Origin of the sequence: Flammeovirga sp. SubArs3 (assembly GCF_947387565.1) — a bacterium.
Classification (GTDB): Bacteria; Bacteroidota; Bacteroidia; order Cytophagales; family Flammeovirgaceae; genus Flammeovirga; species Flammeovirga agarivorans.
In genome coordinates this window covers 951,587-971,753 of the sequence record NZ_CANDOA010000002.1, presented here as the reverse complement: position 1 = coordinate 971,753, position 20,167 = coordinate 951,587, and the positions used below count along the sequence as shown (strand labels likewise).

10 protein-coding genes are annotated in these 20,167 nt (G+C 35.1%); 3 read left to right on the top strand and 7 right to left on the bottom strand.

Features of this window, described 5'->3' with window-relative positions:
- The first annotated feature begins 9 nt into the window (after window positions 1-9).
- On the top strand, window positions 10-3,477 hold the full coding sequence (locus tag QL232_RS08485) for a CHAT domain-containing protein (RefSeq protein ID WP_281613786.1): 3,468 nt from the start codon (window positions 10-12) through the stop codon (window positions 3,475-3,477).
- A 77-nt stretch (window positions 3,478-3,554) separates the two neighbouring features.
- Here QL232_RS08485 and QL232_RS08480 read toward each other — a convergent pair whose 3' ends face one another.
- The 4 genes from QL232_RS08480 to QL232_RS08465 form a co-directional block, all read right to left on the bottom strand.
- Complete coding sequence (locus QL232_RS08480) at window positions 3,555-6,023, bottom strand: OmpA family protein (protein WP_281613785.1); 2,469 nt, start codon at window positions 6,021-6,023, stop codon at window positions 3,555-3,557.
- A 6-nt stretch (window positions 6,024-6,029) separates the two neighbouring features.
- Window positions 6,030-6,950 carry a type IX secretion system membrane protein PorP/SprF gene (locus QL232_RS08475; RefSeq protein ID WP_168881065.1) on the bottom strand — a complete coding sequence of 307 codons (921 nt, stop codon included), beginning with the start codon at window positions 6,948-6,950 and terminating at the stop codon, window positions 6,030-6,032.
- Between the two features lie 23 nt (window positions 6,951-6,973).
- Complete coding sequence (locus QL232_RS08470; protein WP_281613784.1) at window positions 6,974-12,448, bottom strand: Ig-like domain-containing protein; 5,475 nt, start codon at window positions 12,446-12,448, stop codon at window positions 6,974-6,976.
- A gap of 121 nt (window positions 12,449-12,569) precedes the next feature.
- Complete coding sequence (locus QL232_RS08465; protein ID WP_281613783.1) at window positions 12,570-13,292, bottom strand: DUF1707 domain-containing protein; 723 nt, start codon at window positions 13,290-13,292, stop codon at window positions 12,570-12,572.
- Between the two features lie 563 nt (window positions 13,293-13,855).
- Here QL232_RS08465 and QL232_RS08460 point away from each other — a divergent pair.
- Both QL232_RS08460 and QL232_RS08455 read left to right on the top strand, forming a co-directional pair.
- Window positions 13,856-14,854 (top strand): aldo/keto reductase, encoded by a 999-nt coding sequence (locus tag QL232_RS08460; RefSeq protein WP_281613782.1) that lies wholly within the window; start codon window positions 13,856-13,858, stop codon window positions 14,852-14,854.
- 165 nt (window positions 14,855-15,019) lie between these two features.
- Window positions 15,020-16,546: an arylsulfatase gene (locus QL232_RS08455; protein ID WP_281613781.1), complete on the top strand. Its 1,527-nt coding sequence runs from the start codon at window positions 15,020-15,022 to the stop codon at window positions 16,544-16,546.
- 103 nt (window positions 16,547-16,649) lie between these two features.
- On the opposite strand, the gene QL232_RS08450 is transcribed toward QL232_RS08455, so the two are convergent.
- From QL232_RS08450 to QL232_RS08440, 3 genes are all read right to left on the bottom strand, one after another.
- Window positions 16,650-18,314: a type IV pili methyl-accepting chemotaxis transducer N-terminal domain-containing protein gene (locus QL232_RS08450; RefSeq protein ID WP_281613780.1), complete on the bottom strand. Its 1,665-nt coding sequence runs from the start codon at window positions 18,312-18,314 to the stop codon at window positions 16,650-16,652.
- 81 nt (window positions 18,315-18,395) lie between these two features.
- On the bottom strand, window positions 18,396-19,220 hold the full coding sequence (locus tag QL232_RS08445) for an ABC transporter ATP-binding protein (RefSeq protein WP_281613779.1): 825 nt from the start codon (window positions 19,218-19,220) through the stop codon (window positions 18,396-18,398).
- A 52-nt stretch (window positions 19,221-19,272) separates the two neighbouring features.
- Window positions 19,273-20,157: an ABC transporter ATP-binding protein gene (locus QL232_RS08440; protein WP_168881058.1), complete on the bottom strand. Its 885-nt coding sequence runs from the start codon at window positions 20,155-20,157 to the stop codon at window positions 19,273-19,275.
- Window positions 20,158-20,167 lie beyond the last annotated feature (10 nt).

Sequence of the window (20,167 nt, the reverse complement as noted above, 5' to 3'; positions counted from 1 at the left end):
GAATATCTAATGATGCTAAGCTATAAAAATGTCAAAAGGGCATTCTTATTTCTTACTTTATTCCTAAACTTTACCTATTTATCAATTGCAGAAGAAGCAGAAAGAATCATTACCCCGGATTCTATCTATTCTCTCCAATTTCAAGGTAAATTACTTGATGCTAAGAAGCTGTCGAAAGCCTGGGTTTCACAAGTTAAAAGTAAGTTTGGATCCAAAAGTGTAGAAGTAGTAATTCCTCTTATTGTTTCTTCAGAACTAGCGATACTAAGAGAAGAGTATCAAACCGCACAAACATTTCTAGACGAGAGTATCCAAATCATGGATAATTCTTCGGGCTGGTTATACCCAGATTATGGACTTGCCTTAAACTACAAGGCCTACTGTTTATTAAGCTTGGGAGATACTTATAAAGCAATTCCGATCGTCAATGAATCGGAGATGATTTATACCAAAACGCTTACCAAACAACATCCTGATTATAACCTATGCATAATCAATAGGGCTATCATCCATCTCAATCTCAATGAGTTTGAAAAAAGTGAAGAGTATTTTAATCGAAGTCTATCTTCTTACAATACCAACTTCGGGAAATCAAAAGTGGAGAGTACTGTGAAAATAGAATGGATTAAGAATCTCCAAGCTCAACTGTACACCAAATGGTTTAAACCTGAAAAGGCCAATAAAATTCTAGATGAAGTTCAAAGTTCGCTGATTGCACAACATCTCGAAAAAAGCCCCTTATTTACTGATATGCTTCTCGAAATTGGTGATGTTTTCTTGTTAAAGAACGAATACCGAATGGCTTATACTCATTACGATGATTGTAAAGAGTTGTTAGAAGCTTCACTAGGACCAAAACACCCTGCCACCTTAGTCGCTTATTTTAAGATCGCCAATACGCTAAAAGCACAAAATTACTTTAAGAATGCTATCAGTTTCTATGAAAAAATTATTTCAAACTTTGATGTAAACAATAGCGATAACAACGTATACGTAGAATCTCTACTCCAATTGGCAGATATCTACATGATGAAAGGTGATACAAAAAATGCCACCAATTACCTTGCAAAATCTCAGGAGCATAATTACAACAAAAGGGATCTTGATTTCTTCTATTTAAAAGTAGCAGGAGAATTAGATTTCATCAATGGTGATTATATCTCTGCGGAGTTAAAGCTAATGGAGTTGATATCACTTGTTCGCCAAGAGAAAGTATTCTTCACTAGGCATTATAGTGATGCCGTTGCTGTGTTAGGCTCCCTTTTCGTAACTCTAGGTAGGGTTAATGACGCTGTAAATATCTGTTCTAGTGAGCTTCGATTCATCAAGAAAAGAAATATGCAGGGAGGTTTGAGTTACTTTAAAGTAAAACTTAGTCTACTCAATGCTCAATTAAGTGAAGGTGATGAGGATATAAACCTAATAGTTCAAGAAACTCAACAGTCTATTGATAGTGTTATCCTCAATTTAAACCCTAATCACACCCTATTGATTAAAGGAAATAATATTCTTGGAAAAGCTGCCCTAAAAAATAGAGAGTTTGATTTAGCTTTGGAGTACTTTGAAAAAGCAGATCAATTTGCAGAGAAACAAGGTATTGATGAAAAAGAATACCAACGTATTGAGATCATTGACTGCAAAGGGAATATTTACCTCGCTCAGAAGAAGTACGAACTTGCGTTAGCCGAGTATAAAAAGGTAGTCAATACATTCGACAACACCTCTATTTACAAACCTGGAATCATGGCCAGAATTGCTTATGTCAATTCCCTTCAAAATAAATGGCCTGAAGCAGAACAACTGATATTGGAAGCAGTAGACCTTCGTTTTAAACAATATGATGAGCAATTGAAGTTTACAAGTGAAGATGAGAAAATTAACTTCATACATTACTCTAGTGGGGTTTTTGTTTACTTCTACAGCATGATGGCTTCTGAAAGAGGCATAAAGTCTCCTCTTATGAGAGCGAAGGCTTACGATATTCATACGAACTACCGTAAGTACTTCTTAAAAGAAGCAATGACGAGAAAGAATAAGATTGATCAATTAAATGAGTATAGGAACTCTGTAATGTTTACGAACTATGCAGAAAACCTTAAGCATTTAAAGTCGAAGTTAGCCACTGTTAACTTTATGTCTAAGTCAGAAAGAAAGGCACTCGGTATTGATACCTACATGACTACGGACAGAATCAATAATCTTGAAAAATCGTTGGTATATGCCACCAATACCAAACAAGATTCATTGGGTATCAAAAAGTCTATAAAATGGCAGGATACACAAAAAAGCCTTGAAGAAGGAGAAGTGGCTATCGAAATTATCAAGTTGAAGAATATCAATAAAGCAAAAGAATCCTATGCCGCTATCATTATTTCGAAAGAGCTGAAGTCTCCTAAGTTTGTTCCTATTGGAAACGCCAGACTTATGGAAACAGATCTTTTGGCGATCTATAACCGTCTGACTACACCGCATAGCCGATCATTAGTTATGTCTACGAATAAACCCAAGAAAAAGGTGAATCCATACGATTACTACTGGAAGCCAATTCGTAAGGTTTTAGACACTCTAAATATCACTACTACTAAAATTTACCTAAGTAAAGATGGTATCTATAATGGTATTAACTTAAATATCATGAAGAACTCTGCGACGGGTAAACATATTATTGAAGAAGAAAATATTCATTTAGTAATAAGTACAGCTGATATCAAAACCAAGACACAAAAGAAGTTAGTATCCAAAGATATCCTTCTTGTAGGCAACCCCGTTTTCCAACATGATGGTGCTTCAGGAGAAGGTGTATCCAGAGGTGTGACAGAAGAAGCTACTTCAGATTCTGACGGTGGCTATTATTTCTACCTTAATAACTTACCAGGTACGGACACTGAAATAAAGAATGCTGAAACAATGTTCAAAAAACAGGGATGGAACGTGACTTCTTTATCACAATTCCAAGCAACTGAAGAGAACATAAAAGGAATGAAAACCTCACCTTACATTATGCATGTGGCTACTCATGGTTTCTATTTGGATGAATTACAGTTTCCTATTTTGAATAATCCACTATTAAAATCTGGGTTGTTCTTTACTGAAGTTTCACAAAAAGAAAATAGAGAGCTGACTGATATCTATGATTCTGGTAATGATGGTATCTTAACTGCTTATGAAGTGAAAGGTCTAAACCTTAAAAATACAGAGTTATTGATCTTATCAGCATGTCAGACTGGTGTATCTGAGATCTCTGCAGGAGATGGTATCTCAGGTCTTCAATACGCTTTTAGCATCGCAGGTGTTAATTCAATTATCATGAGTTTGTGGAGTGTAGATGATGCAGCTACTCAAAAATTGATGAATGAATTTTACAAGCAATGGTTTGAGACAAAAAACAAAGATATTGCTTTCAAAAATGCTCAATTGGCTTTAAAGAAAGAATATCCTAACCCCTATTATTGGGGAGCATTTGTACTGATAAACTAAAAATATTATCAGAAAACCATTCAATAACAAAAAAGCCTAAGAAATAAGACCTTAGGCTTTTTTGTTATTGATAATTTCTATTTATAAATGACTACATCAAAAGAACTCTTTCCGTCAAACTCTTCGAGATTAATATATCGATGAGTGACTTCCAAACCTTCTTTCTCTATCACCACTTTATATTTATACTGATTAGGGACAATTAAATTAAAGACTCCTTCTTTAGTCGTCTTATCTTTTGCCAAAGGTTTATTTTGGTCATCATAAGCGAAAACATCATACCCTTCAACACCACCTATCATACTTTCAAAAATCCCTGTAATCGTATTCTGAGTTGATCGCATCAGTTCACCATCACTATCTACTAATACTTCCGATAATGAATCTGGATAGAACTTGTTATAATCGGCTCCGAAATACCCTTTTTCATTAATATATCCGGTCACATAGAACTCTGTTCTTCTGTTCATCTGATGTTCCTCTTCAGAACACCTTTTGTTTTTACACTCAATAACCGGCATCGTCTCACCATATCCTTTATACGTCATACGATCTGCAGAAATCCCTTTTGATACTGCATAATCAAATGCCTCTTTTGCTCTTTCATCAGATAACTTCTGATTATAAGATTCTCTACCTCTGATATCTGTGTGTGAAGACAACTCAATGGTAATTGTAGGATTATACTTCATTACCGTAACTACAGTATCTAAAGAATGTGATGCATCTGAACGAATATCAAACTTATCAAAATCATAGTAGATTCTTACTCTCTGACCTACAATAGGATTCATTGCAATATTACGTTCTGTAATTACTTGAACTCCTGTATTGGCAGCTTGTCTTCGAGTAAAATACCTTGGCCTCTCTGAAAGAAAATCATAATGTTCGTTTGCCATTACAGGAATTCGATAATATCCTGTTGAATCAGTAAATACTTCTACTTTTTTTCCTGTAGACCTTTCTGCAATCGTTACTCTTGCTATTAATGGTTCTTTAGACAAAGAATCATATACAATCCCTTCAATAATTGGTCTGGATAATTCAAGAACTATTAATTCTCCAGTACTGATTTTTGACACAGCCTCTTCGATTAAAACTGAATCGGGTTGGTATCCATCTTTACCACCAATAATATCTTGTTGATTCCAATCTTCAAAACTCACTTTAAATAACCCAGCACTATCTGAAATAGCTACTCTTTTTCCTAAGACAGTAACATCGGCCATTTCGATAGGTTCCCTTGTGAACTTATCAATAACAATTCCTTTGAAAAAGCTCTTTTTGATTTCTAAAATATTATCATTCTCATTTGATGAAGATGTTGTTGCTCTATTTGAAGAGATATAATAGGTATTCATATCGATTTGTGCACCCCCGAAATCATCATAGCTAGAATTGATAGGAGCTTTTAAGTGCACTGGTCTAGACTGTATATTCTTGAGGTCTTGCATCACAATATCCAATCCCCCTAAACCTCCCCAACCATTGGATGAGAAATATAGTTTATCGTTAATAATCACAGGAAACACCTCATTCTCTACTGTATTAATTTCTTTACCCATCAACACCGGAGAACCAAACTTCCCTCCGTCTGAAACCTCAGAATAGTAAATATCAGCACCTCCTACACCTTCAGGTCTATCTGACACAAAATAAAGCCTTTTACCATCTGTTGAGAAAGCAGGGTGTCCTGTAGAAAAATCTACAGAGTTCCATAAAAAACCAGAAGGTTTGCCCCAAGTTCCGTCTTGATTTTTAGATGAGACCATTAACTGTAAATTACTTTGCTTGTCTTCCGTTTTTTCTTTTTTATCGCTTCTTGTAAATACAATCATGTTCCCATCAGGGCTTATAGCAGCGGAAGCTTCATGAAATTTACTATTGATCTTCTTAGAGAAATTTTTAATGTTTCCAGTAGAATCGTAATAGAAAAGGTCCAGAAATGATCCACCATCCCATGCATATTTTTTTGCACCCGTTCCTTTGGGGCGATTAGAGGCGAAGACAACTCCACCATTATATACCAATGGACTAAAATCATCATTCTCGGAGTTAAATGGAGCATTATTCACAAGAAATAAGTCCTTATCTAGCTGAAGAGTATCAATCATTGAAAGGTTTTTCATCTTTCCATAAATTCTTGCAGAGTTCTGACCATTTGGCTCATTAAACGCTACCTTGTACCACTTTTTAGCTTCCTTATACTCTCCGGTATTACTTAACGCATCTGCATAAATCTCCGCTGTCTCTCCTAAAATTTCAATTCCAGCACTATCTAGTTCCTGAAAAACTTGAACTGATTCCTGTGGCTTATTTAGTTTCTGAAGACACTCTGCAACATGAATAGCATACGTTTGCTTTTTTTCTAAATCAGTTTCCTTTTCATATTGCTTTTTATAATGCTTTAGTGCGGATGCATAGTCCATATTTTCAAAACGTTCTTCATTTCTTTCATCGATATTCTGAACTTTTTGATTTTGCATTGTCTGACCTAAAGTCATTGATGATATCAACAGAAATACTATGTATATATACTTTTTCATTCGTTGTTAGAAATATCTCGGTGTTTTGATTTTATTCTTTTTATTCTCGAAAAATAAATTGATCATGAACTCATGCGACCCATTGGTAATGTTTGATGCTGAGTTAGTGATTAAATCATAAGAATAACCTATTCTAAATATCTTATTTAATTGGAGCTCTGTGATAAACCCAACCGATTCTTGAGTTCTGTAGGTCATTCCTAACCACAACCACTCCATCAATAAAGCATTTACATTAATATCTGCTTGAACCGGTGCGCCTTCAGTTACTCTAATTAATGCATTGGGCTTCAATACTAAATTAGGGTTGATAAAAAATGCATAACCTGCGGTCACAAAATAATAGCGTTGTTCTTCTACCACAAGGGTCGAATTAGCATCTCCCAAGTCTGAATTCAATAACCTTGGCACCGAAAATCCCACATAGTAATTGTCCGTATTATAGAACAAACCTCCTCCAAAATTCGGAGCATTCCTCCTTACTCTTTCGTTTGGTAAAGACGGGTCTGGTACATGAGAGGTAAGGTCTGCAAAATTAACAGCTACACTATTTAAACCTCCTTGTAATCCAAATGATAGAGTCCCTTCACCAAGATTAATACGATAAGCCCCAACTACATTAAAATTTTGTGTGGTTGTTGCTCCAATTTTGTCTTGCGAAAACAATCCTCCAACTGACAATCGCTTATTGCCTAAAGGAGAATCTATCGCTATTGTAGACGTATGTGGAGAGCCTCCAACACCCGTCCAATGTTGTCGGTAAATTAATGATGTATTGATTCCTCCCTGACTACCAGCATATGCTGGGTTTATCGTCATACCGTTAAACATATACTGTGAGTATAGTGTATTTTGCTGAGCATTAACTGTAAACGTAATTCCCATAAACACCACTGAAAGCAACAATATTTGATGTATAGTTTTCATAAAATGAGTATTCTAGGTTTAGGTTATTTTGCAAGAACTACATATCCCGAACGAACAGGACTACCATCTTTTAAATCCACTTTATAGAAATATGTAGCTGCTGGCAATACGTTGTTTCCAGCCCCATTTCCGTTATTGGTGCCATCCCAGCTTATGTCAGCATTATTGTAACCATTTGAGTTATAAACAACATTACCCCAACGGTTATAAATCGTCACTTCATTATTAGGGTAAAATTCAATATCCTTAATGTGCCAATAGTCATTTATTCCATCATTGTTAGGTGTAAATGATGAATAAATCACTAATTCAGGACCAATATCAATTAATACAAAAGCGGATTCTTCTGCATATAATCTTCCATTTGTAGCATTCCATTCAAATTGATCATCACCGGCAAAATCAAAATCAGGAGTATAAATCAACTGATCCAAACTATCTACTGAGAATGTTTCATTTATCTCTACAGGTTCACCATTATAAGTTAGTTCACCATTTTCTGGAAGACTTAATACAACAATGGATACCATCGCTGAGTCCATTGGGTCGGTAAATGCATTTTGGAAATCCGATAATGTTATTGGAATATCTTGGTTCTCATCTCCTGATTTACTGATATCAACTACTACAGGTATAATATCATCTAGGTTTTCCACAATATGGAATATAACTCGACTAGAAGTACCACTCCAATGTGAACCATTATTTACACTATATAAAATGTGATCATCCCCAACATAATCGGTATTAGGTCTATACAACAACTGATCTAATTGACTTCTATGGATCCTTTGCCCTAAAGTCACAGCAGTCGTTCCCAAAAACATCTGTCCATCTCTAGATAGTTGCTCTATGCCAACACTATCCAATGCCAGATTATTTGGATCAGAATAATGATTTTCAAAATCAACTAATGATAATGGTAAATCTTCGTTCACTTGTCCATATTTTTCAAACGGTTCTGCTTCTGGTGAGTCAGGGGAGTCTGATACTATAATTCTGATTAGTGCTTCTGAGTATCCGTCTCTGTCGTCTGTAATATAATACCTTGCATAGGTAAGGCCTCTAAAGTCTCTTGTCGGCGTAAACTCAACTTGATTATTGATGATTTTTACTACTCCATTCTCCTCTTCTCTTTCAGCCATATAAGCTGTTGTCACAATCAAGCTGTCGCCATCTTGATCAAAATCATTGTCCAATACATCGATTAAAACAGGAGTATTATCAAACGTCTGTGCTTGATCATCAATAGCTGTTGGAGGATGTGTTTTTGTATATAATTGGATACGAACGTTTCCATCAACATCTGCATATTGTATTCCATCAGAACCATTCCAATTGAAGTTTTCTAACACCTCCAAGTTTCTTAAGTCATCTATATAATAGAGTGAACTTATATCTGCAGCATCAATTTCCTGACCGACAGTAATCGGTGTTGAGGGTTCCATGTAGATTGTCCCTTCAGAAGGTAATGATATGAATTTAATCTTATCCAAATCCTGACTATCAGAGAATCTTGCATTGAAATCATTATAAGTGAAATGGATGGTATCTCCAACATAACCACCATAGTATAAATCACCTACAGTAGGAGCATCATTTAGAATATTGATACTAATAATTGCTGTACTTTCTCCATCTATACCATCAGTAATCGTATAGCTAACTCTACCTCCATTCACATCACTTCCTACATAACCGTCTTCAGGAACAAAATAAACTTGCCCATCTACAATAGATGCAGAACCATGTGAGGTAGCATTAATTCTCCTGATGTAAATGGAATCCCCATCAGCATCAGTATCATTAACTAAAGCATCAACGAATATTGATTGATTGGCAACTGTTGTTGTGAAATCGTCTAAAGCGACTGGGTTATGCCTATTGTTTTCAATGAAAATAAATATTCTTGCATCTTCAGAAGACATATCACCATTTTCGTCTTCTACAGCATAATTAAAACTAGTTAGACCATGCCAATACGTATCTGGCCTAAAGAGTAGTTGATCAATGGAAGAAAATGGTATACTTTGATTGAGTGTAACGTCTGAACCATTAAAAACTAGTGTTCCATTCGCAGGTAATGATTTGACAATTACATTTTGTATCGCATCTGTTGGCACAATGTTGTGATAATGATTATTGAATTCATCACTATTGAAAGGTAGGTCTGTATTTTTTTGCCCAATCTTATAAAAGTCTAAAATGACTAAATCAATTAATAAACTTACTGTAAAAGTATACTCATCAACACTCTGGATATCTCGATTATCCACCACTTTAAAATGAATGCTATCATAGTTGATAGGGTCAGTACCAACCATAGAAGTTGCTTCATATCGAATATCAGTTCCAACAGGAATTTCATCATCGATAGCAATATCCACAAAGCTACCTCCTCCATTATCTCTTTGAAATACCGTATTTGCTGAATGCACCGGAAGACTTTTTATTATCACTGACTTATAAGTAGCAGATGCATCTACTGATGAAAAGTAAAATAAGTCCTCGACTGCTTGGTCAATAACAACATTTAAAGGTGCAATACCTGTAGAGTCCTTAGATATAGGCGGGTCATTTACAGGAGTCACATTAATAGTATATAAATGCCTTATTGAATGATGGTTATTTAAATCAATACCTGTATTATCTTTTACTCTAAAATTAAACCTAGAATAAGGATCATAATTGTCATTGCTTTCATCTGCAATAGGATAATATCTTAATAAGGTAACATCAGGAATTTCATGTCCCAAAGTCAATTGATATGGAGTAAGGGTATCTCCATCATATACCAATCGTCCATGGAAATTCAACGGGTCTAATGGATAAGAGACTCTAATCCCATCAAAAGTATCTCCATCTTCATCGTTAAATAAGAAATCAGATTCCGAAAACTGATGGTAGGTATCTTCATCTATAGTAATGGTTTCATCCTGAGAAGTTGGTCTAGATTTTATAGTGATAAAAGAATTCGCCGTATTACTACTTACAGAAGTCGTCTCAACTCTTAAGATAGTTTGAGTCGTTCTTTGAGTAAAGTCTGTTAAATCATTGTTGGTAAAATAGACTAATTTCAAGGCTTCTTCAAACTCTGCCTTCGTTCCTCCTCCTTCTATACGTATTACCCTTTGTTCATCGGTATAACTCCATGTCAGACTTCCCGGCAAAGTCCCCCGGACAATTAAGGAATCTGTAGCTTCAATTTTCGTTAATGAAATATCGGCATAAGAGATAAAGTCCGTCCCCAAAAGTGTCACTTTCGTATCTATATCAGCAACAACTCCAGATGTTAAAGATCCTCTGTAATACACACCATTATAATCCGCTCCATCAATACCTGAACTATTATTGTTGTCCAAGTCTAATGTAGGAGGAATTACACAACCATTGATTTCTAACTTCAATGATAAGTTATTGGAATAATCACATTCCAAAAGTGGAGTATAAACGGTATCGGCCGGCAATGGAACATCTACAGTAGATCCATCAAAAGCATAAGGATTGTGGTTTGCAAGGATATACAGTTCAATGGTATTTGTACCATCTTGAGGAACCAAAGCGTTGACAATTGTAGATTCGCCTGGCTGTATTGTTTGTCTTAATAAGACCGTATCAATTACAGAAGCTGATGAACTACTGTAAGGATCTCCATTATATAATGTTACCGGAGTACCTAAGGCAGCTGACCAGTCACCTTGGTTTTCAATGGTGATAAAAATCGGAATATCTGAACCGTCAGCACAATCTGATAAATCTGCTTCAATATCTGGGATAATTAAATCTGGTGTAGCAAAAGAGATATTTAAACTATCCGTAATAAAAGGCGTCTGACTCAAGAAAGAATTTAGAGTACCTTCAAAATAAGGATTAAAGTTATCTTGTGGTGCAATAGGTATCGTTAAATCGTCATTAATATTTGTGACATGATAGCCATGTTGGTTCCAGAGATTTCTACAAGAAACCCAAGGAGAATCATAAGATCCCCATACTTGTATAAATCCATTTGCGTCAGAATCAGGGCCATTGACATCTTGAGCTGACATTACAATCTCTGCTTGTCCATCGGCATTCACATCAGCAACCAAAGGATATTCAGTTCTTGTTCCTGCTCTTGAGATTACTTTTGAAACTTCTATAAAAGTGTTACTATCGTCATCCCATCTCCAAATAAATAAGTTTTCTTCTTCAGAATAAACAACTTCAATATTTCCATCACCATCAAAATCAAATAATGTAGACCCAGTCATCTGAGAGCCATCATCTAATTTCTGTTTTTTCCACTTCTCTACTAATGCATTTGTTCCTGCATCATATTCAAGAACAACATATTGATTTTTGCCTGCTGTACCAACTTCAATCATTCCATCATTATCAAAGTCTCCAAGATTACAACGACCAATTTTATCAGAATTTTCAAAAACATAATTTCCTAAATAGGTCTGCGTATAAGGTGACCATAGATAAATAGAAATCCCTTTATTATTAATCTTAGAAGCAACAATCACTTCTAGTTTATTATTACCAGTAAAATCACCTATGCTCACAAAGCCATCACCGGGTCTGTAATGATTATCATAACCTGAGGGTAAAGGACAACTCACTAATTCAGTAAGTGTACCACCTGCAATATCGACAGCATAAACTTTTCCTCCGGCGATTAATTCTAATCCTTCTACTTCATTACCAAAGGTTCCCCCATTGGGATTACTATCTCCAGGCCGAAAAACATCATATGCTAAAGGGTATGCATCTTCAATTTTATTCCCATCTTCGGAATTCATATTATAAGAGAAGGAACCACTATTCTTCGCAGAATCTGGAGCAATTAATTCTGCTAAAGTGATAGCATTGAAAATCGAATTACCTAAATAAACTTCAGGTACACCATCCCCATTAAAGTCTGCAAGTTGAGGAGTTTGCATATTGGAAACAACTTTAGCAGGGAGGGATTCAGCAATGAAACGGTCAGACAAATATTCATAACGTCTAACTACGCGGCCTTCATTAACAAAGATATCTCCAAGCTTATTTTTGTCAACATCACCTATGGCAACTTGAGTATAAGCATGCGTATTTCCTTTTTCTGTGATTTGCTGTAAAAGTTTACCATCTGCCCCACTAAATATATTAATAAAGCCTGGCTCACCCTTGGGCATAGATTTTCCTACAAGTTCTGGAATACTGTCTAAATCAAGATCGGCAACCATCACACCAGACCTTTGCTCAATTTTAGCAACATTGGGATCTGTTGAGAACTTGGGGACAATATTAAAGTTCGGTACAATTGGAGGAATCACCTGACAAGTCGCAGAATCATTACCAAAATAGAATCCGTCACAACCCGGAAAATTGGTACAATCTGGATCAAAACAATCAATAAGGCCATCACCATCATCATCAATTCCGTTATCACAGATTTCAGATTGAGCAATTAATAGTAATGGGAAAAATGTGGTTATTAAAAGTAATAGTGTTCTTCTATATGATTGACACATACAGTAGTATAGTTTTTATGGAGTATTAAATTCAGTTCATAATAAAGTTAAAAAAAATGATGAGTTTTTTAATTATTTTAAGTGAATTTTTACTCATAATAGCTATTCTACAATGATTCTTTTATTCATCGTATTCTATAACGGTAATACTCCCTAGCAAACTAATCCCTTCTAAAACAACTACACAATTCACTTTTTCCTTAACTGATGGAGTAACCACAGCTTTATTATTAGAAAATACTTTAGAAATTTTACTCGACCAGTTCTTGCTTTTCTTTGAAAAAGAATGCTCACTAAGAATCTTTTTTGTCTGGTCGATCACATGTGTTCCAGGTGCTACTTTAATAACAACTTCTCCTATTACTTTTACAATTCTGATTTTTAACTCAGCACCTTCTAAACATTTTGAACGTAAGTCCACTTTAGTTTCACCAATCATCGTCACTATTTCATAATTCGAAACAGAATTACGCATAGCATTATTATCAAAAGACAGTTTTAATGCCCCTAAAATTGTAAACATTCTGGACGGTGCATATTGAGATGTACTTATATGCAAATGTTTTTCACCTAGAACAGTTACCGACATTTTATTTGGGTCTTGCGGTAAGATACCTCTAGATACTTCTGATTTTAAAGGAGTTACATTTGTATTATTCTTATACTGATCTGGAAAGTCTGAGAGTAATCCGTCTAATATTTCAACATGATCTGCATTCATTGCAATTTCTAAACGGTTTTCATAATCATGCTCATCTAAATTCCCTTCAATAAATGCTTTTTCTAATATTGAAACTACTTCTTTACGCCTTTTGGGTAAGCCAAATTGTGATTTATGTTTCATCCGGTGATGGAAAGTTAGATTTGAATAGAGAAATTTAATTTAGCATAAATATACAAAAAAAGCCTACTGATTAATATCAATAGGCTTGTGAGTGCAAAATATGTGTTTTTAATATGGTATAATATCTACATTGATAGTGCAAAAGCGATCACGAATCCCGCTACGATCACTAAAGTTGCTATTGTGAAATTTCTCATAATTTTATGTTTATATATGGTTGTGGTAAGTGTTTCGATTTGTCACATCAAATGTATATTTTACGCTTTTAAAGAACAAACTTTTTTTCAACTATTTTTTTAGAGAAAAAAATCATCGTTTTATTATTTTTCAAAGATTTTCCACTTCTATTAAAAAAGTTTTAAAATTCTTTCTGTTTTAATTTATCCAAATCACCTTATAAGTGTAATAAATACAGAAATAATAAATAATCTTGAAAAATAAATTATTGTTAATAGAGTAAAATCGTATCTTTATAGATAAGAAAAAACAATTTAAGCTAAAGTGAGATTGAAAATGATGGACACTTTAGTGGTAAAAATATTTTATTACTCTTTTTATTATCTATGAGTAAAATCTCTATTGTCCCATTTGGGAAAACAAACTTATATGTATCACGAATTGGTTTAGGCCTTGCTGCGTTAGGTAGACCTGGATATATCAATTTAGGTCATGGAAAAGACTTAGAAGAAAACTATAATATAGATGCCATGCAAAACAGAAGCAGTGATATTTTAACTGCGGCGGCCAATGCTGGTATTACATATTTTGACACAGCAAGAAGCTATGGCAAGGCAGAAGAGTTTTTGAATCATTGGTTAAGAACTAATCATCATACCGATTGTGTAGTAGGCAGTAAATGGGGGTATGAATATACCGCAGAGTGGAATGTTACTGCACAACATCATGAAGTTAAAAACCACAACCTAGAACTTTTAAAGAAACAGTGGGGAGAAAGTATTGATATTCTTCAAGAACAACTCAATATCTATCATATCCATTCTGCCACATTAGAATCTGGTGTGCTCGATAATGAAGAAGTTTTAGATCAATTGTGGAATATTAAAGAAAAAAACACTGTCGTGGGCCTTTCTTTAAGTGGTACAAAACAAGCTGAAACCTTAGAAAAAGCCTTAGGAATCCAAAAAGACGGTGTACACCTCTTCCAATCTGTACAAGCCACATATAATATCTTAGAAAGATCTGCTGCTACCTTATTAGAAGAAGCCGCTTATCAAGGTTGGGGAATCATAATTAAAGAGGTATTTGCCAATGGCAGACTCACAGAAAGAAATAATGAAAGCGACTTTAATGATGCTAAACAGAAACTTCAACTTATTGCACAAAAGCACAATGTAGGCATCGATGCCATTGCATTAGCTTTTGTATTGTCTCAACCATGGGTAAGTACAGCACTGAGCGGTGCGACTACCTTTGAAATGTTGGAAGCTAATTTAAAAGGAAATCAGTTACAACTAGACTTAATGGACTTCCAAATGTTGGATGAACTAGTAGAAGAATCTGAAAATTATTGGGCAAAAAGATCCTCATTAGAGTGGAACTAATCTTTACAGATTAGTTCCTTTTTTTATTTTTTCTTCTAACTTTATATTAACAACAACGAATCAATCTGTTTTCAAAAGAGGATAATCCAATTAAATAATAACTCAAAACCTCATTTAAAAACGGCATATATATCCAAATTTTTAATAATCTATTCATAACCCTTTATGAAAAAGTTACTCTTGGCCGTTGCATTTTTTGCAATACCATTATTAAACTATGCTCAGAAGAAAAAGAAATCTTCAAACAAAAAACCAAACATCCTAGTAATTTGGGGTGATGATGTCGGTTGGGCAAACATCAGCAAATACAACCACGGAATGATGGGCTACCAAACACCTAATATTGACCGTATTGCTAATGAAGGTGCTATGTTTACCGATTGGTATGCACAACAATCTTGTACAGCTGGTAGAGCGGCATTTATTTTAGGTCAACACCCATTCAGAACGGGACTTTTAACGATCGGAATGCCAGGTTCAAAACAAGGTATACGAGAAGATCAGCCTACAATTGCTGAATTACTTAAACCCCTTGGTTATACTTCAGGACAGTTTGGTAAGAATCACCTTGGAGACCAAGATATGCACTTACCTACTAACCATGGATTTGATGAATTCTTTGGTAACCTTTATCATTTAAATGCCGAAGAGGAACCAGAAACATATTACTACCCTAAGGACCCAGAATTTCACAAAAAGTTTGGACCAAGAGGTGTAATCCATTCATATGCTGATGGTAGAGTACAAGATACAGGACCATTAACTCGTAAAAGAATGGAAACTGTAGATGATGAATTTACAGGGGCTGCATTAGAGTTTATCGAAAAAGCACATAAAGCAGACAAACCTTTCTTTGTTTGGCTATCGGCTACTCGTATGCACGTTTGGACTCACTTAAAAGAAGAATCAAAAGGTGTAACTGGTATCGGTATCTACCCTGACGGTATGGTAGAGCATGATAAAAATATTGGTGTTGTTTTAGCCAAACTTGAAGAGCTTGGAATTATTGATGACACTATCATTATGTATTCTACAGATAATGGTGCTGAAAAATTCACATGGCCTGATGGTGGTACTACACCTTTTGCTGGCGAAAAAGGTACTACATGGGAAGGTGGCTTCAGAGTTCCTTGTGCAATTCGTTGGCCAGGTGTGATTAAACCAGGTACAATTGATAACAACATTTACTCGCATGAAGACATGATGCCTACTTTATTAGCAGCAGCAGGTGTTTCTGATGTAAAAGAAAAGTTATTAACTGGTCACCAAGCAGGCGATAAAAACTTTAAAGTTCATCTAGACGGGTATAACATGATGCCTTTCTGGACAGGACAAGTAAAAGAAGATCCTCGTAAAGAAATTTTCTATTTCGATGCAGGTGGTCATTTAAATGCTTTACGTTACAATGATTGGAAGTTACATTTCTCTATCATGGAAGGAGCTATTAATACTGCTTACAGAAAAACTCCATCATGGCCTATCTTAATTAACTTAAGAGCTGATCCTTATGAGGTATCTTACAAGTCTGCTCTTTACATCCGTTGGTTTGCAGATAATATGTGGACATTTGTTCCTGCTCAAGCCTATACTGCTAAGTTCTTGGCAACATTTAAGGAGTTCCCTCCTGTTCAAGGTTCATCATTAGGTATAGACAAAGTATTACAGTCTTTACAATCAAAACCTCAGAACTAGAAAAAATTCATAATATAAAAAAGAAGGCGTCTCAACAAAGTTGTGGCGCCTTCTTGCTTTACATCAATTTTCATCATTACATCGGTAATACTGACATTGAGAATCATAACTCAACGCCCACTATCAATACATCATCAGTTTGAGGTGCAGTACCTTTCCATTTTTCAAATACGCCCTCTAAAACTTTCTTTTGTTTCACCATTGGATAGTTGATTGTTCTATTCAAGGCTTCAATTAATCTCTTTTGTAAAAACTTACTTCCTTGTGATCCTCCAAACTGATCTTGGAACCCATCACTTGTTAAGTATAATCTATCTCCTGATTGATAATCTATAATACTTGACTCAAACTGCTTACGAACATCTTTAGCATGATATCCAATAGTAGATTTAGATCCTTGTATCTTATCAATCTTGTTATCTTTTCCTACGAAATACAAAGGTCGTTTCGCACCAACAAATTCAATTTCTCTACGGTCAGAATGGATGGCTACTAAACCTAAATCCATACCATCAGAAATCTTGTTTACATTTTTCAGATTTAGCAAGGCATACAATTCCATATCTAAGAAATTTAATATCTCTTTTGGAGAGTGTATTTGCTGGTTGATAACGATATCATTCAACAACAGATTGCCAATAATTGTCATAAATGCCGCTGAAACTCCATGCCCTGTACAATCGGCCGCTACTAAAATCCTTAAATCTTCTTTTTGATAGAACCAATAAAAATCACCTGAAATAATATCTTTTGGACGGTTAAGAATAAATCCATCTTTAAATTCATTAATGATATTCTGACGGTGACCTAAGATAGAATGCTGTACTTTTTTTGCATATGAAATACTGTCAGTCAGCTTTCTATTTACATTCGAAACTACTTCATTTTGCTTCTGCAGTTTCGATGCTTGTTGTTCAATTTCTTCTTTTTGATCTTGAATTTCTCTTGTTCGTTCGTTGATTTTCAATTCAAGATCCTTATTAATATTGATCTGTAGTTGGTGATTCTTTTCTAGCTGTTCATAAAGCTCCTTTTCGACAGACTCTTTTTCTTGATTTGTATTCAATAAGTTTTGATGAGCATCTCTTAAAGCTAAACCTCTACTGATCGTTTCATTTAAGTATTTATCTATCGCTTTTACAGCTGGTCTGAAGATAAATTTGGCTTCCAAGAAGATAGAAAGAAGTGTAATCACTAAAAGAATTGTTTCTATCGTCTCTACTTGTTTAATTCTACTGGTAGACTCATGATCATATTGGAAAGTAATAATGTTCATTTGTCTAAGGAATGATGCTTCATTTTGTAAAATCACAGAAACATAAGGATCAATATATTGAGGAGAACTTTCTTCTAAGATATTTTCCGCTGCCTGTTTCATTTGGTCAAAATTTGGAGTAATCTCTGCGAACATTTTAGAGATCGTCTCACTATTTTCACCTCCCAGATCCAACTCTAGAGACCTTTCTTTTAGACCGTAATGTGATGAGGACCAAAGCTCAATCACACTTTTAAACTCTCCCTGTAACTTTGCATACTGACGATTAGAAGATGCTCTTTCTAGCTGTAAAGCTATTTTACTGATCTTCTGGCTCAACATCCTTTGTCTACCAGATATGTTAATCACACGGGCATCTTTTTCTTGTTTGCTCAATACAGTTCTAATAATCACTTGACTTGATATACTTAAGAAAGCTATAAGAGAAAGTGCAATTATATAAGATGCTGTAAGTTTTTTCTTCGGACTTTTTAGATAATTCGTGTTACTCATTGTGCTAGTTAATTTAGTTTGTTACTTCAGAGTAATGTTTATGCTCTTTAGAGTTTAGAATCTGGCATGATACAAGTGGTTTTAGTGATTCAAGAAGTCCATAAGATATCCTCTGTAATGGTAATAATCTGGATGCTCTAAGATATCTTTTCTATTTCTTGGACGTTCAAATGGAATCGTTAATTCATCGCCGATCTTAGCAAATGGACCACTTGTCATCATAATTACTCTATCGGCTAAGAATATCGATTCATCCACATCATGAGTAATCATAATCGCTGTAATCTGCTCTTTTTGCCATACTTCAAGAAGTACATCTTGTAGCTCACCTCTAGTTAAAGAATCTAACATTCCGAAAGGTTCATCTAAAAGCAATACTTTAGGCTTTAAAGCAAATGCTCTTGCAATACCTACCCTTTGTTGCATACCTTGAGACAACTCCGATGCTCTTTTATCGAAATCATTTCCTAAGCCCACTTTATCTAAGTAGTACTTACAAATGTCTTGTTTTTGCTTTTTGGATGCATGAGGAAAAACTTGCTTTACACCAATCATTACATTCTGCAAAGCTGTCATCCATGGGAATAAACTTGGTGACTGGAATACTACAGCTCTATCTGGGCCTGCTTCTCTTACTTCATCACCGTCTACAAAAACTTGTCCTTTGCTGATATCATTTAAACCGGCAATCATTGTCAACAAGGTAGACTTACCACACCCTGAATGACCAATTACAGAAATAAATTCTCCTTTTTTAACGGTTAATTGAAGATCTGATAATACTGTATAATCCCCTTTTGGAGTTGGGTAGATCTTAGCGATATCTCTACACACCAACATATCAGGTCTAGTATCTTCAATTATTTCTTTTTTTGGGGATAAAATATCTTTAGCAATTAAACTCATAGTTGTATTTTTTTAGATGTAATGTAATGATTGTGTTTGATGTAAATTGATATTAGAAGTATTGTAGTTTTTCTTTTGCTTTCTTGAATCCAAACTTGATTCGACCAGGCATTACTGGCTTTAAGTCTGGTAATTCATAAGAGGTAGTCTTTTGTGATTTACGAGAAGCACCAACCTCAATTAGGTATTCAAGCACTTCGTTTCTTAAATGCTTATACTCATCCATTTTATTGATCTCTGCTACCACTCTTGGGCGAGCTAAATTGACTGAGAATGTTGGACCTAATGAAGCTTGTGGACCTGGATTTAATGGAATAATACGGTCTGCCATTACAATACCTTCATCCACATCGTTCGTAATCAATAAACATGTTTTACGATCTTCACTCCAGATATTAACAATCTCCTCTTGTAGTGTACCTCTTGTCAAAGCATCTAATGCAGATAAAGGCTCATCCATTAATAACATTTTAGGGTTCATGGCTAATGCTCTTGCTACTGACACCCTTTGTCTCATACCTCCTGAAAGTTCAGCAGGTTTTTTATCAATGGCATGCGATAAGTGTACCATCGCTACATACTTTTTGATCAACTCTTGCTTCTCCTCCTTGCTTTTAGATGGGTAAACCTCATCAATCGCTAACTTTACATTTTGAGAAACTGTTAACCAAGGTAATAGAGAGTAGTTCTGGAAAACCACGCCTCTATCAGGCCCTGGTCCGGTGATTGGCTTCCCTTCCAAAAGCACCTCACCTTTGTCTGGGAATTCCAATCCGTTGATTAAATTGATAAGAGTAGTTTTTCCGCTTCCAGTGAATCCAACAATAGCGACAAACTCACCTTCTTCAATTGATAGATTTATATCTTTAAGTACTTCGACTTTTTGATCTCCACTTCCGTAAGATTTGCTTACGTTTCTTAATTCTAAATATGCCATATCTCCTACG

Excerpts from the sequence above, each read along its gene's own strand:
- QL232_RS08485 (WP_281613786.1), top strand. The coding sequence starts at position 10 with ATGATGCTAAGCTATAAAAATGTCAAAAGGGCATTCTTATTTCTTACT.
- QL232_RS08480 (WP_281613785.1), bottom strand. The coding sequence starts at position 6,023 with ATGAAAAAGTATATATACATAGTATTTCTGTTGATATCATCAATGACT.
- QL232_RS08475 (WP_168881065.1), bottom strand. The coding sequence starts at position 6,950 with ATGAAAACTATACATCAAATATTGTTGCTTTCAGTGGTGTTTATGGGA.
- QL232_RS08470 (WP_281613784.1), bottom strand. The coding sequence starts at position 12,448 with ATGTGTCAATCATATAGAAGAACACTATTACTTTTAATAACCACATTT.
- QL232_RS08465 (WP_281613783.1), bottom strand. The coding sequence starts at position 13,292 with ATGAAACATAAATCACAATTTGGCTTACCCAAAAGGCGTAAAGAAGTA.
- QL232_RS08460 (WP_281613782.1), top strand. The coding sequence starts at position 13,856 with ATGAGTAAAATCTCTATTGTCCCATTTGGGAAAACAAACTTATATGTA.
- QL232_RS08455 (WP_281613781.1), top strand. The coding sequence starts at position 15,020 with ATGAAAAAGTTACTCTTGGCCGTTGCATTTTTTGCAATACCATTATTA.
- QL232_RS08450 (WP_281613780.1), bottom strand. The coding sequence starts at position 18,314 with ATGAGTAACACGAATTATCTAAAAAGTCCGAAGAAAAAACTTACAGCA.
- QL232_RS08445 (WP_281613779.1), bottom strand. The coding sequence starts at position 19,220 with ATGAGTTTAATTGCTAAAGATATTTTATCCCCAAAAAAAGAAATAATT.
- QL232_RS08440 (WP_168881058.1), bottom strand. The coding sequence starts at position 20,157 with ATGGCATATTTAGAATTAAGAAACGTAAGCAAATCTTACGGAAGTGGA.